Origin of the sequence: Shewanella sp. POL2 (genome assembly GCF_000282755.1) — a bacterium.
GTDB lineage: Bacteria > Pseudomonadota > Gammaproteobacteria > Enterobacterales > Shewanellaceae > Shewanella > Shewanella xiamenensis.
The window spans coordinates 42,788-56,321 of the sequence record NZ_AKZL01000029.1; the positions used below are offsets into that span (position 1 = coordinate 42,788).

General features: G+C 48.2%; 11 protein-coding genes and 2 pseudogenes. 6 read left to right on the forward strand and 7 right to left on the reverse strand.

Annotation, left to right across the window (positions count from 1 at the left end; all coding sequences use genetic code 11):
• Positions 1-152: 152 nt before the first annotated feature.
• Positions 153-1,373, reverse strand: a complete 1,221-nt coding sequence (locus tag SHEWPOL2_RS09850; protein WP_037427977.1) for an MFS transporter — start codon at positions 1,371-1,373, stop codon at positions 153-155.
• 257 nt (positions 1,374-1,630) lie between these two features.
• Here SHEWPOL2_RS09850 and gtfA point away from each other — a divergent pair, with 257 nt between their 5' ends.
• On the forward strand, positions 1,631-3,115 hold the full coding sequence (gene gtfA / locus SHEWPOL2_RS09855) for a sucrose phosphorylase (protein WP_037427979.1): 1,485 nt from the start codon (positions 1,631-1,633) through the stop codon (positions 3,113-3,115).
• A gap of 60 nt (positions 3,116-3,175) precedes the next feature.
• On the opposite strand, the gene SHEWPOL2_RS09860 is transcribed toward gtfA, so the two are convergent.
• The 4 genes from SHEWPOL2_RS09860 to SHEWPOL2_RS09875 all read right to left on the reverse strand — a co-directional run bounded on the left by SHEWPOL2_RS09860 (position 3,176) and on the right by SHEWPOL2_RS09875 (position 7,083).
• The gene (locus SHEWPOL2_RS09860) at positions 3,176-4,204 is read right to left on the reverse strand and encodes a LacI family DNA-binding transcriptional regulator (protein WP_037427981.1); all 1,029 of its coding nucleotides are present in this window, start codon (positions 4,202-4,204) and stop codon (positions 3,176-3,178) included.
• An 88-nt stretch (positions 4,205-4,292) separates the two neighbouring features.
• On the reverse strand, positions 4,293-5,741 hold the full coding sequence (locus SHEWPOL2_RS09865; protein WP_037427983.1) for an MFS transporter: 1,449 nt from the start codon (positions 5,739-5,741) through the stop codon (positions 4,293-4,295).
• Between the two features lie 24 nt (positions 5,742-5,765).
• Positions 5,766-6,230: an NlpC/P60 family protein gene (locus tag SHEWPOL2_RS09870; protein WP_037427995.1), complete on the reverse strand. Its 465-nt coding sequence runs from the start codon at positions 6,228-6,230 to the stop codon at positions 5,766-5,768.
• A 115-nt stretch (positions 6,231-6,345) separates the two neighbouring features.
• Complete coding sequence (locus tag SHEWPOL2_RS09875; protein WP_037416172.1) at positions 6,346-7,083, reverse strand: sulfite exporter TauE/SafE family protein; 738 nt, start codon at positions 7,081-7,083, stop codon at positions 6,346-6,348.
• A 135-nt stretch (positions 7,084-7,218) separates the two neighbouring features.
• Between SHEWPOL2_RS09875 and SHEWPOL2_RS09880 the strand changes: the two genes are divergently transcribed.
• The 5 genes and pseudogenes from SHEWPOL2_RS09880 (at position 7,219) to SHEWPOL2_RS09900 (ending at position 12,213) form a co-directional block, all read left to right on the forward strand.
• On the forward strand, positions 7,219-8,145 hold the full coding sequence (locus SHEWPOL2_RS09880; protein ID WP_037427984.1) for a pirin family protein: 927 nt from the start codon (positions 7,219-7,221) through the stop codon (positions 8,143-8,145).
• Positions 8,146-8,371: 226 nt separating this feature from the next.
• Complete coding sequence (locus SHEWPOL2_RS09885) at positions 8,372-9,418, forward strand: ATP-binding protein (RefSeq protein ID WP_037427986.1); 1,047 nt, start codon at positions 8,372-8,374, stop codon at positions 9,416-9,418.
• A pseudogene (locus SHEWPOL2_RS09890) lies at positions 9,419-10,107 on the forward strand (response regulator transcription factor).
• Between the two features lie 44 nt (positions 10,108-10,151).
• Positions 10,152-10,850 carry a TrkA family potassium uptake protein gene (locus SHEWPOL2_RS09895; RefSeq protein ID WP_037427988.1) on the forward strand — a complete coding sequence of 233 codons (699 nt, stop codon included), beginning with the start codon at positions 10,152-10,154 and terminating at the stop codon, positions 10,848-10,850.
• 1 nt (position 10,851) lies between these two features.
• Positions 10,852-12,213 carry a TrkH family potassium uptake protein gene (locus SHEWPOL2_RS09900; protein WP_037427990.1) on the forward strand — a complete coding sequence of 454 codons (1,362 nt, stop codon included), beginning with the start codon at positions 10,852-10,854 and terminating at the stop codon, positions 12,211-12,213.
• Positions 12,214-12,648: 435 nt separating this feature from the next.
• Here the strand turns inward: SHEWPOL2_RS09900 and SHEWPOL2_RS09905 are convergent, their stop codons facing one another.
• Both SHEWPOL2_RS09905 and SHEWPOL2_RS09910 read right to left on the reverse strand, forming a co-directional pair.
• The gene (locus SHEWPOL2_RS09905) at positions 12,649-12,960 is read right to left on the reverse strand and encodes a hypothetical protein (RefSeq protein ID WP_037427991.1); all 312 of its coding nucleotides are present in this window, start codon (positions 12,958-12,960) and stop codon (positions 12,649-12,651) included.
• Positions 12,961-13,234: 274 nt separating this feature from the next.
• Positions 13,235-13,534: pseudogene (locus SHEWPOL2_RS09910) on the reverse strand (transposase); the annotation flags it as partial.

Here is a 13,534-nt window from a genome sequence, read left to right on the forward strand (position 1 = left end):
TCTTAATCGATTAAGTTAACAAGTTAGCAACTAAATAACAAAAATCAAGTGTGTTTTTTGTACAGACCCACAAACTTAAAGTGAGAAAAATAGATAGTTAATTGATTAATCGGAGAAATGTGACAGAAAAAATTTTTCTTTCACATTCCAATTTAAGCGGTTTCACGGCCCAACAATGATTGAGTAGGATCTTTAATCAGGTTAACGCCCGCTAACAGGCACAGTAAAACCGCAAACCCAGTAGCGAGGTAAAAGCCATACTTCACATGGCCGAAAATATCTCCAACTAACCCCATACAAAGGGGAGCCAGCGCCGCAGAAACCGCGGTAAAAAACAGGATTACCCCTGCCACAGAACCGTGCTGCGCCACGGGGAAACAACTGATCCCCTTGGAGTTTAAGGTGGGATATATCATTGACATAAACAGCCCAGAGAGAGGCAAGAGAATCACAGCGGCCTCAACCCCATAGAGCATAGAACCGAGATAGCAAAGGCTAATCGCTAAGCTAAACCAAAACATAACCTGTTGCCACGAAAAGTGATTTAGTATCCATCCGCCCAAAAACCGCCCACCTGCTCGCAGGGTAAAAAAGAGGGTCAAGGCATAAGCCGCCAGTACAGTGTAATCGCCCTGATACTCTTGCAGCAGGCTAGGCATCCATACATAAATCGCCACTTCGGTGGCCACATACAAACCAATCGCAAGGGAAAACCCTAATGCATAAGGGTTTTTCATCATACTGAAGGTGTTCGCCAGATTAATTGTTTCCGTCGAGGATTGCTTAACCTGCGGATAATCGGCCCTAAACGCTAACCAACAGAGCAGCAGACAAAATACACCCGCCCCAAAATACAAATACTTCCATGACACACCACTGATAAGCAGATAGCTGACGATGGCTGGCCCCACCATCGCGCCAACCCCAAAGAATCCTTCGACCGTGTTCATGGTGCTGGAATGTTGTTTTGGTGACCGAGAGATATCACCGATCAGGGCTAAAGCCCCAGTTTTAAATACCCCAATTGCCAAGCCCACCAAGGCCAATAGCATCAGGAAATAATAAAACGACTCCCCAAGCGCAAATAAAAAACAGGCAATAGCGAACAACAACAACCCTAATAAAATGGTTAGTTTACGCCCTATTTTATCCGCCAAAAAACCCAGAAACAGGCCACTTATTGCGATAAAAATCATCGGCATATAATGGAAGGCGCTCGCCTGAGACAAAGAGAGGCCAAATTCAGCAATCAGCTGCGGGATGATCACGCCCACGGCATCGGAGGTCATAGCAAACATAAAAAACATTAAATACGTCAGCACTCGAATACGAGTGTGATGGCGATTTTCTACAGAATTTGAATCACTTACCATACTGTTTCACCTTATCGTTATCGCGCCTAACTCCCTCTGAAGCTGGCTAAGCCCCAAACAGCTTTAGGCATTATTTATGTACAGCAGTGAGCTAATCCCCCCAAAACCCAAGACTAACTCAAAAATAAAACAAACCACTTGAATAATGTTTCACATTGGTTAAATATACAACTTAATCGATTAAGTTTGTTTGCGCAATTTATAAATAAACGCGGGCAAACTTTACTCTGGGAAGGCTACTCAAACGTGGGCAAAGTATGAAAAATCAAGTGCAATTGATCACCTATGTCGATCGGATAACCGGTGCCGGACTCAAAGAACTCAAAGCCTTACTCAATAACGAGTTACAGGGGTTATTTGGGGGCGTTCACCTACTGCCCTTTTACTATCCTATCGATGGCAGCGATGCGGGTTTTGATCCCATAGACCATGTGCAAGTGGATTCACGCTTAGGTGATTGGGACGATGTCAAAAGCATAGGTGAAGAGTTCGACATCATGGCCGACTTGATCGTTAACCATATGTCCGCGGAGTCTCCCGAGTTTAAAGATGTGCTCAAGCATGGCAAACAATCGGCTTACTGGGATTTATTCCTAACCAAGGACAAGGTATTCCCTGAGGGATTAAGCAAGCAAGATCAAGAAGCTATCTACCGCCCTCGCCCAGGGAGCTGCTTTAGCACTTACACCTTAGCGGATGGTTCAACGGAAGAGTTTTGGACCACCTTTACCCGTAACCAAATCGATATCGACGTACACTCCGCAGCAGGTAAAGATTACTTAAACCGTGTATTGGCGCGATTTAACCACAGCAAAGTCAATTTAATCCGCTTAGATGCCGCAGGTTATGCGATCAAAAAGCCCGGCACTAGCTGCTTTATGATTGAGGAATCCTTCGAGTTTGTAGATAAATTAGCGAAGCAAGCCAATCAGTTAGGCATGACAACCCTAGCCGAAATTCACTCCCATCACATGACGCAAATCGATATCGCTAAACGGGTCGATATGGTTTACGACTTTGCATTACCACCGCTGATTTTACACACGCTCTTCAGCCAAGATTGTCGTGCCCTGAGCCACTGGCTTGAAATGGCGCCTCGCAACTGCATTACCGTACTCGATACCCACGATGGTATCGGCATTATCGATGTGGGCCCAATGGATGGCTTACAAGGATTATTGGACGAAAAACAAATCGATAATCTAGTTGAAACCATACACAGCAACAGTCAAGGCGAGAGTTTACAAGCCACAGGGGCAGCCGCCAGCAATGTCGATTTGTATCAAATCAACTGCACCTATTACGATGCCCTCGGGCAAAATGACCTAGATTACTTGATGGCTCGGGCGATTCAGTTTTTCGCACCGGGTATTCCGCAGGTGTACTACGCAGGCCTACTTACCATACCCAACGACATGGTATTGCTAAATCAAACCCATGTTGGCCGAGATATTAATCGCCCCTATTTAAACCGAGAAAAAGTGCAACAAGCCCTGCAGAAACCAGTGGTTAACGCTCTTATTCAATTGATTAAACTGCGTAATAGCAGCGCCGCATTTAATGGCCGTTTTACGATGGCAGCCAGTGGAAAATCACTAACACTCACATGGTCTGCGGTAAATGCGCAGGCGAGTCTTAATCTCGACTTTGCCAATAAACAAGGGCTGATCACCCTGCTTGATGAGCAAAGCATCGAAACCCAAATCAACTTAGCCGACCTGCTCACCCCAGCGCAGGGATAAATACCAAACATAAAACAAAAGGCGCTTTAACAGCGCCTTTTGCAGTTAAAAATCAATATATTAACAGCTTTTACCTAAACGTAATTCATACCCTAATACCTGAGCATGTACAGCATCGTCGATAAACATCTGCGCCGCCATTTGGCCTTTTTGTTCAGAGTATTGATAAACCGTAGTCAGCGGAGGATTCGAGCGAGTCGCCTCATCAATACCATCAAACCCCACTACACGAATATCCTCAGGGATCGCTAATCCCATCGCCTGCGCCTCACCCAGCACACTAAGAGCAATTAAGTCACTCATGCATAAAAATACATTGGGTCTTGGCGTTGAATTTAGCGCCTCCTTGGCTGCAATCCGCGCATATTCCGCATTACTTTCAGGAATATTCCAAATCCGATCATTGCCAAGGGTAATACCGGTTTCCTCAATTGCCTGTAAATATCCCTGCAACCTCTGGTGTGCAATCGACATATCGATTTCGAGCAAATTCAAATCGTAAACTCGGCAGGTTAAATGGGTATCGAGCAGTCTTAGGCCTAATATTGCAACCTGATCGGTAGGTGATTTTAATGCCAATTTTGCCACCTCATAGGCGGCTAACTTATTGTCAATGCTGACAGCGGCGTTGCGGTGGATATCAAAATCCACTGTAACCACCTTCTTCTTAACCTGTTTCAATTGCTCAGCAAGCAAGGCATTACGGGGGCAACCATAACAAATAAACCCATCCACAAAATCTGCCACCGCATTCACACTGTCAGAGCTGCCCGAAAACAGCAATAAGTTGAGTTTTTCCCGCTCCAATACCGAAGCCACACCCTTCATAAACTTACTGGCGACAGGATCGGACACCATATATTCAACACTATCGGACAATACCAGCGCGACGGTATCAAATTTGCCTCTACGTAAGGATTGCGCCGCCTTGTTTGGGCCAAAGTAACCCAATTTAGAGCAAGCGGCCAAAATTTCGTTGCGGCGTTTTTCCGATAGTTGATCGGGACGATTAAAAGCATTAGAAACAGTGGCGTTAGAGACACCTAGCTCGTTAGCTATGCTCTTTAAGGTCCAGTTTTTAGTTGTCATGCAGAATTCCTGGCAAAGAATGGGGTCACAGCGGAAGCTAACCTATCGCAAATACTACACAGCTTAAATCCGTCATGCACCAACAAATCTACTCATGATCCCTAAGCGCTGTGGCGGGCGAGAGATACCCTACAATCGCAGAGCTGAGCGCCACCAAGGCCGCCGCGATAAAACCCCATTGGAAGGCGTGATGCACAACCTCAATGGGTAGCTTTTTTATCGCCGCAATCCCCACCTGCGCCCCTTCGAGCGGTAACAAGCTATATAGCAACAGGCTGAATAAGGCCGTACCAATTGCCGCGCCCATGGAGCGACACAAGGACACCATAGCGGTAATTTGGCTTAAACGCGCCTTGCCCGACACACTCTGCACAACTAACTGCACGCTGGGCATCACGGTTCCTAACCCTATGCCCACCAGCACACCTAATCCGCCAATAAGATCCGCATTGGGCGGGACTAAACCGATAGAGAGTAAACCGATAGAAGCCAGCCCCATCCCGAAGGTCGGCAACCATTTAGGTGCCACATCTCGGCTCAACAACCGGCCCGCAATAGTAGAACCTGTCACTATACCAAAGGTCATTGGTATCAGCAGCAAGCCAGTTTTGGCCGGATTGGTTTGCAGACCGACCTGCAAGTAAATGGGTAAAAAGAAGATCATCGCAAACAGACAGGCGGCAAACAGCGCTGCGGTTAATAGCGGCATATAAATGGCTTTGTTGGCGAGTAAATCCAGCGGTAAGAAAGGACTCTCACGCTGACGCTCCCACCACAACAGCAGGGCGGCGCCCACAAAGATAAATCCCATAAAGCCTAAGCTTGTGGCCGATAGCCAAGCAAAGTCTTGCCCTGCCACAGACAACCAATACAGCAGCGCCGTAATGATAGAAGGAAATAACAGCACGCCAAGCAAGTCAAACCGACCCAGTCGTACAGGTTTAACACTCTGTTTATGCAAGCGATTAAGCCGCCAAACCGCCAGCATAGCCAAGGGAATATTCGCCCAAAATAACCAGTGCCAAGAATAGGCATGCACCACAAAACCACCAATCACGGGACCGCCAACACTGGCGAGGGTAAACATAGCGGCAAAATAGCCCTGAAAACGCGCCCGTTGCCGTATCGGCACCAATTCCCCCACAAGGGATTGGGACAGACTCATCAGCCCGCCACCACCGAGGCCTTGGAGAATCCTTCCGGCAATCATATGGTCCATCGTCCCTGCACTGGCGGAGACAATCGAGCCTAACGCGAACACCGCTAAGGCAATCATCAAGATTTTGGCGCGGCCAAAGTTATCCCCCAGCCAGCCATAAATAGGCACACTGGCCGCCATTGCCAACATATAGCCGATAGTGATCCACGAGGCTTGCCTGAGGCCACCCAAATCTTCAACGATGGCAGGAGTTGCGGTGGCGAGTAGGGTTTGATCGACCGCCGCCAAAAACATGGGTAAGAACACGGCGGAGAAAATCGCCAGAAAAACCGAAGTGGGTAGAGGCTCATGTTGGGACGAAGCAGACGCTGTAGTCATAGAGTCTCCACCTGTAATCAAGGCTTAAATTCGCCTTGCATTCCAATATTTTGATGCCCAATAGCTATTAAGTAGACTCGAAATTTTTACCCCTTGGCTCGTCGAGACATGGAGGAAATTATTCCCGCCCACATAAATACCCACATGGTGCGTGCTCCAGCCAGTTTTAAAGAACACTAAGTCCCCCTTACGCAGTTGATCCCGCGCCACGGGTTTACCAAGTGCTTGCTGCTCCTCCACTGTGCGCGGCAGAGTCATGCCCAACATCTTTTGATAAGCGACCGACACAAAGGCCGAGCAATCGATGCCTTTCTTGGTCGCGCCCCCCAAACGATAAGGTACGCCGCGCCATTCGGAATGCAATTCGGCGATATTGCTATCGTTCCATACCGAGACGGGTTCAACTTGCTTGACCACAGGCTTAGGTTCTGGCGCGCTCGCACAGGCACCAAGACCTAAGGCTAAGATAACTATCAGTAATCGTTTCATTAGCGTAAAACTCATCGCGGGCAATTCTTGCGTAATATCGGGTGCTATCAAAGCGATAACTAACATACCGTGAAAAAATCGATGGTAACAGCCTAAGCTAATCTCAAGCTTAAAACTATAACGCCGTCCACAATAAGCGAATACCCACCAGCACCATTAAAATCAAGATGATGCGTTTAAACAACCTATCGCTGATCTTATCTTGGATCGACAACCCCAGTTTTACCCCTAACCAAGCCAAAGGCGCAAGTAACAGAGAAATCAGAATGTTACCTTGGTTAATTTGCCCGAGCAGACTGTAGGGCACTAACTTAACCAGATTCACCACCGCAAAAAATACCACTGCCGTGGCTAAAAACTCTGGTTTGGCCAAGCGTAACGGCAGCAAATAGGCATTGAGTGGCGGCCCGCCTGCATGGGCCACAAAGCTGGTAAAACCTGCGGTTAAGCCGCAGAGTCGTCCCACCAAAGGTGAAGGGGTCGCTTGGGTTTTATCCCCTAAAACCAAGCCATAAAGACCAAACCCTAAGGACACACAGCCTAAAATCGCCCGTAAGTAATCTTCGTTTAATCGGTCGAACAACCAATAGGCTATACCTATGCCCACAATCGCCGCGGGTAAGAGGATCCATAATTGGCGTGGATTATGTTGACCCCACCACGAACGAACACTTAAAAAATCCATATAAATCAGCAGTGGTAACATGATTGCCGCCGCAGTTGCTGGGCTTATGGCTAGCGCTAACAGGGGCACGGTCAAGCCACCGACGCCGCCGGCAAAACCCGATTTAGAGATCCCAGTGATCAACACCGCAGGAATCGCCACCAGCCAAAAAACAGGGTCTGTTAACATCCCTTATTCCCAATATTGCGTTAAAGTCATTAAGGTCGAGCATCGAGTAACAGACCTTGAGGGCGATAATATCGCCTCGCTGCACCAGCATAAATGTTAAATCTATCCGTGTCTAAATGAAGATAAGGAGTCGATATGAGTCAAATGCAAACGTCGCCGTTTTACGGCGGCCCAAGGGAATGCCCCGTCGAAGATGGGCGGATCCAAATCCAACATATAGCCTCCAAAATCGGTGATGTAGGCGGGATACCCGTAGCACGGGAGATTCCGCAAAAACCGCGTCGACTCATAGGCCCTTGGTGCTTTCTGGATCATATTGGCCCAGTCACCGACGGCCCCTTAATGAATGTGGGCGAGCATCCCCATATTGGCCTTCAAACCTTCACTTGGATGCTGGAGGGGGAAATCATGCACAGGGACAGCCTAGGCAGCACCCAAGTGATCCGCCCTAAGCAAGTCAATTTGATGACCGCAGGCCATGGTATCGCCCACACCGAAGAGTCCGTCGAAGGTCATCGCACTATGCATGCGGTGCAACTATGGATTGCGCTGCCACTGGAACATAAAGACACAGCCCCGAGGTTCGACCATTATCCCCAGCTGCCCACTTGGCAGGAGGCGGGCGTCGAATTTACCCTATTGATTGGCTCGTGGAAGGATAAACAAGCGCCCACACTGCACTTTTCACCGATCGTCGCGCTCGATATCTTCGCCACAGAGGCCACTCAACTAACACTCAGGCTCGATCCGCGATTTGAATATGGCCTAATGCCACTTGAGGGCCGATTCGATATCGACGACGAATCCTTTGATAACAATAACCTCGCTTACCTTGGCATGCTGCGCGAGGGTATAACGCTCGACCTTCACCAAGGCGCACGTTTACTGCTGATTGGCGGCGCGCCCCTCGCCGACTCTGTCAGTATTTGGTGGAATTTTGTCGGCCACAGTAAGGAAGATATCGCCAGTGCCCAAGCCGATTGGGAGGCCAAGTCCCCACGTTTTGCCACTGTGCCGGGTTATAGTGGCAAACGCTTAATGCCGCCGCCCATCCCTTGGTAATCAGAGCAGTAATACGTTATCGCGAGGTAATCGAGCTAGACTATCTCGCTTAAGGCGGCGTTTGCAGCCACTATCTAATGTAAGTTGGCGAGCAAAACCGCCTGCCTGATACAAATGCCAGATAACACCCACACGCCAAGCCCTAGTAAATTTTACGGATTTTTTACGCGCTATCCCCACAGGCCTTTGCTAGAGTAGCCTTAATTTCCGCAACGCCTTAGCCGTTATGACTTTTGCAAATACTGTATCCATCAACCAATACTGGCGCACGCATCCCGCGATATTTACCGCCATGTTGTTAGTGGTAACGTTAATAACTAGCTATTTTATTGATGTATTTTCAGGATCAGCCATTGCTGTGCTGCTTATCCTGCAATTAGCCGTGGTCGCCGTGGCCCTGCAATGCAGCGCCAACTATGCCTACTTTGTGGCCGTGTTTGGCGCCGTCAGTTTCAATTTTTTATTCACCACACCGCGCTATTCGTTACAGATGTTCAACGTCGAAGACATAGTCAATCTAAGCGTATTTTTGCTGGTCGCCCTGACTAGCAGCAAATTGGCCGAACATTACCGCCGCCAGCAGCATGCACTCGAACAGGCGCAGCTCAGAAACAGCATTTTGCTCTCGGTCTCCCACGATTTACGCACGCCCCTTGCGACCATTATCGGCACCTTAACCACGCTGAAGGAATACCAAGCCAAGCTCAACCCAGAGCAAACCGAGGAGCTTATCGACTCGGCCGCCGCCGAGAGTCATCGCCTGCACCAATATATCGAAAATCTTTTGCAGGCCACTAAGTTACAACATGGCGCGCTCAAATTTAGCCTAGACGAAGCCAATCTACGCGAAGTACTACAGCGCACTATCGCCCGCTTTCAAACCGAGCAACCGCGGATCAAAATTCACACTGAGCCAGAGCTACCACCATTAATGATTTGCAGCTCTTTGATTGAACAGGCGATTTTTAATGTGCTCGATAATGCCCTGCATTATTCCCCCACCAACCAGCCTGTGAGCGTAAGCCTCTATCGCCACCAAGATATGCTGCGTATCGATATTCAAGACTTAGGACAAGGCATAGCCCCATCTCAAAAGGAGGCGATTTTCGAACTGTTTTACCGCCAACATCCCTCTACCGATGGCGGCGCAGGATTGGGTCTACCTGTCGCCAAAGGGATTATTACTGCCCATAACGGGCGTATCAGCGCCGAAAGTGTTGCTCAAGGCAGCCTGATCCGCATCGCGTTACCGATAACGAAGGAAAGTGCATAAATGGCTTACAAGGTGTTAGTGGTGGATGATGAGCCACAAATCCATACCTTTATGCGGATCTCACTTGAGGCGGAAGGCTTTGAATACATAAGCGCCACCAGCATAGCCACGGCGCTCAAACAATACCAAAGCCACCAGCCGCACCTTATCGTGCTCGACCTGGCCTGCCCGATGGCGATGGCATCGAACTACTCCATGCACTGCGCCAGCAAGATAAGACCCCAGTGTTGGTTTTAACCGCCCGCGATCAGGAGGAAGAAAAAATCCGCCTGCTCGAGGCCGGTGCTAACGATTATCTAAGTAAACCCTTTGGTATCAGGGAATTAATCGTGCGTATCAAGGTATTAGTCCGTGACCTTGTGGATACCTCAAGCACTATCGATATGCTGCAATTTGGCCCGCTCACCCTGCAAAAGAGCAGCCATCAATGCTGGCTTAACCAGCAGGAAATCGCCCTCACCAAAAAAGAGTTTGCCCTACTGGTTCAGTTAATGTCCCACCCTGGGCAATTGCTGAAACAGAGCGAACTGCTGCGCAATATCTGGGGCGAAACTCACCAAGAAGATAGCCATTATCTGCGGATTTTAGTCAGCCAACTGCGTAAAAAGCTTAACGATAGTGACGAACAACAACTGATCAAAACCGAGCCCGGTTTAGGGTATCGACTCACCGACCTCGGCCCGCCCTAGGCCAGCTGGCCTCTCTCTTTAGTTCAACCACACAAGGATATGAAATGGCACATTTTACTGTCATCGGATTAGGCCGCTTCGGCGTTGCTGTAAGCAGAGAACTGATCCACTTAGGTCATACGGTTACGGGTGTCGACAATGACCACAAAGCTGTTGAAAAATATGTAGAAAGTCTTACCGAAGCGGTGATTTGCGACTGCGCTGATGAGGCGTCGCTGCGGGAACTCGATCTTACCAGTAGTGAAGTCGTGATTGTCGCTATCGGTTTTGATATGCAATCGAGCTTACTTTGTACCCTGGCACTGAAAAATCTCGGCGTGCAAAATATTTGGGTTAAAGCCAGCAATAAAGCGCACCACACCATATTGTCTAAACTCGATGTCGCGCGAATTATTCACCCCGAGGAAGATATGGGGATCCGCGTCGCCCAGTCGCTAAACTACCCTATGGTGAATAACTTTCTCGCCATCGGCGATGGGCTCTATATTGTTGAAATCCATATTAAAGCCCATTTACATCAAGTCACAGTTGGCCAACTACTAGGGAGCCTACAAGAGAAAAACACCGATGAGCAAACCAATGTGCAACGCAGCCCTAAGGGCAAAGTCGCGCCGCTGATGATTAAGCGCGGGCAGAGCGTATTTAGCAAGATTGATAGTGACTTTATCCTACACACTGACGATGCCCTATTCCTCTGCGGTAGCCGTGCCGAGTTAAAACAGCTCGCACCAAGGTTGGTGTAAGGTGGTTCAATGGCATCCTTCGCTCACCCTAGAGCACACACCGAAAACCAGTAAAAAACTCTTTGGCGCGCCGCCCTTTATCTTAAGTGCAAGCTTTGCTCTGCTGATCCTCGTTGGCACTTGCTTGCTAAAACTACCCATCGCCACCGAGTCGCCCATTACTTGGCTGCAAAGCCTCTTTACCGTGACTTCGGCGGTAACGGTCACAGGGCTTGTGGTCGTCGATACTGGCAGTGTGTTCACGCCCTTTGGCCAAGTGATTATCGCGCTGCTCATTCAATGCGGCGGGCTAGGCTTGATGACCTTTGCAATAGTCACGCTAATAGCGCTGGGCGGTAAGATAGGTTTCTTGCAGCAAACGGTGGCGAAAGAAGCGTTTAATCAAACCGATACCTCAACTTTAGTCTCGACCGCTAAGGCCGTGCTGGTGTTTTCACTATTGGTTGAAGCCGTGGGTATGCTGATTTTATCTGTCTACTGGAGCGGCGAATTGGGTTGGCAAACTAGCCTGTTTCACGGCTTCTTTTATACCATTAGCGCCTTTAATAACGCGGGTTTTGCCCTAAGCCCAGATAGCTTAATCCCCTATGTGGCCGACCCAGTCGTTAACCTCACTATTACAGGTTTATTTATTGTGGGCGGCCTTGGGTTTTCGGTGTGGATTGACCTCAAGCGCAATAAACGTTGGTCGAAACTCACCGTCTACAGCCGCATGATGATTACTGGCACCATACTGATCAATGCCGTGGCTGTGATAGCCATTTACCTAATTGAGTACAACAACCCCAACACCCTCGCGCCCTTAAGCGAGCTCGGCAAATGGTTGGCCTCTTGGTTTCAGGCCGTAACCCCGCGCACCGCAGGCTTTAACACCTTGCCCATAGACCAACTCGAGGATGGTTCCACCCTATTGATTTTAGTGCTGATGTTTATCGGCGGCGGCTCCCTCAGTACCGCCAGCGGCATTAAGGTGGTGACCTTTATGGTGTTAATCCTCGCCACCTACGGCTATTTACGCCGCGATGAAGCCGTGTATGTGTTTAAGCGCGAAATCCCCAAAGACACCATTAGCAAGGCGCTCGCCCTGACGATGATCTCCATCGGCGTCACTTGGCTGGCAATATTCGCCCTAGTGATCACCGAAAACGCCCCGATTATGGATATCGCCTTCGAAGCCGTATCCGCCCTCGGCACCGTCGGACTATCCCGTGGATTAACAGGCAATTTATCCAGTGCAGGCCAAGGCATTATCATCTTTATGATGTTTATGGGGCGCCTAGGCCCACTGATGCTGGCCTACTTCCTTGCCAACCCAAGGGTAAAAAAGCTGCGCTATGCAGAAACCAAATTGGCAATTGGGTAAGGATTGATTGGTCAGTAACAAAAATAAATTTACTGGCAATCAGAGGTTTGTAATCTTGAGTCAGTGAGATAGTCGAGTTGGCTCTGAAAGCGCTGACTTATAGGCGAATCATGGCATTTGCTCGACGACGCGGTGAATAGAAATAGAAACCTTGGGTTTCTAAGCTTATGAACGAGAGCCATGGAAGGCGAACTGGCCGTTAAACACGGATGTTGTGCGGACGGTCGTCTCTCTAATCGCCATCACTCACCTTTTTAGTATTAGCGTAGTCTTTAAGTTTTAAATAAATACGCAGCACACTTTGGGATAGTAGCGTGTTAGATCATCAGCTATAACAAGTGAATTTCGCATCAAAAGTTCTATGAAGGGACGCCTACACAGGCAGAGTCCAGCCTCTGATTTTCTGGGGACGATGTACTTGGCCTTGTTATAGCTTTACCCATTTGACACCAACCTTTCGCAAACAAAATACAGTGACACTAAAGCTAAAATTATTGGAGCAGTATATTCAATTAAAATCCATCTTAGGTTCTGACTGACAAGAAAAAATTTAAAACGTCGTTCGAAAGTTCCAAGTGACTCAGGTATTTGGTCTGAACCCAGAGTTTCTTTGATAGCTTTTAGAGATGATGAAATTTCTGCCCACGATTCTTTTAAAGGCTGTACTTGATTGCTTATATTGATCGTCTCTCTAGAGAAGCTATTCCTGTCAGTAGCCTCATGGACTCTTTTTTCTAATTCATCCATTTTTTCTTTAGCTTCGTTGAATAAAGGCTCTATGTTTGCGACTAAACTTGGCCACCCAATTTAAATCAACAACATAACGGACTTTCAGTTTGCCTACAACTTGTAAAAGTTAACATTGTTTAAAAAAGAGCCATCAAAAGACGCAGGGGCAGCATCTGAGGCAATAAATTGCGCTAATTCTTTCAAAAATGGGTGCTTTTCAGACGAGGGATATCGTCCCTTAGTGCTTGGGATGTGTTCTGAATGTAGGCTTTTGAAGTGATGTCAGTCGTTGTCAATTGCAGTGAAAGTGCTGACAGCTTGCGGCAAAGTGCCGTCGTCGCTTTTCTAAGTGTTCGCAGTAATCGGTCAGCTTTTGCAATGTGCCTACAGGGCCATGAAATAACTTGCCAAATTCGGTTGTCAACTTGAGCCAATTGTCATGGGGGATATTTAATCTGTTCAGTATCTTGGCACTACTTTCACTGATGTATCCACGTTTATCATTGCGAATAATTCGGCCGGTATCATCCACCAATTGAAGGTAATCCATTAATGAAAACGCAATGCTATTGGGTTGGTTGTCGCACTCGCT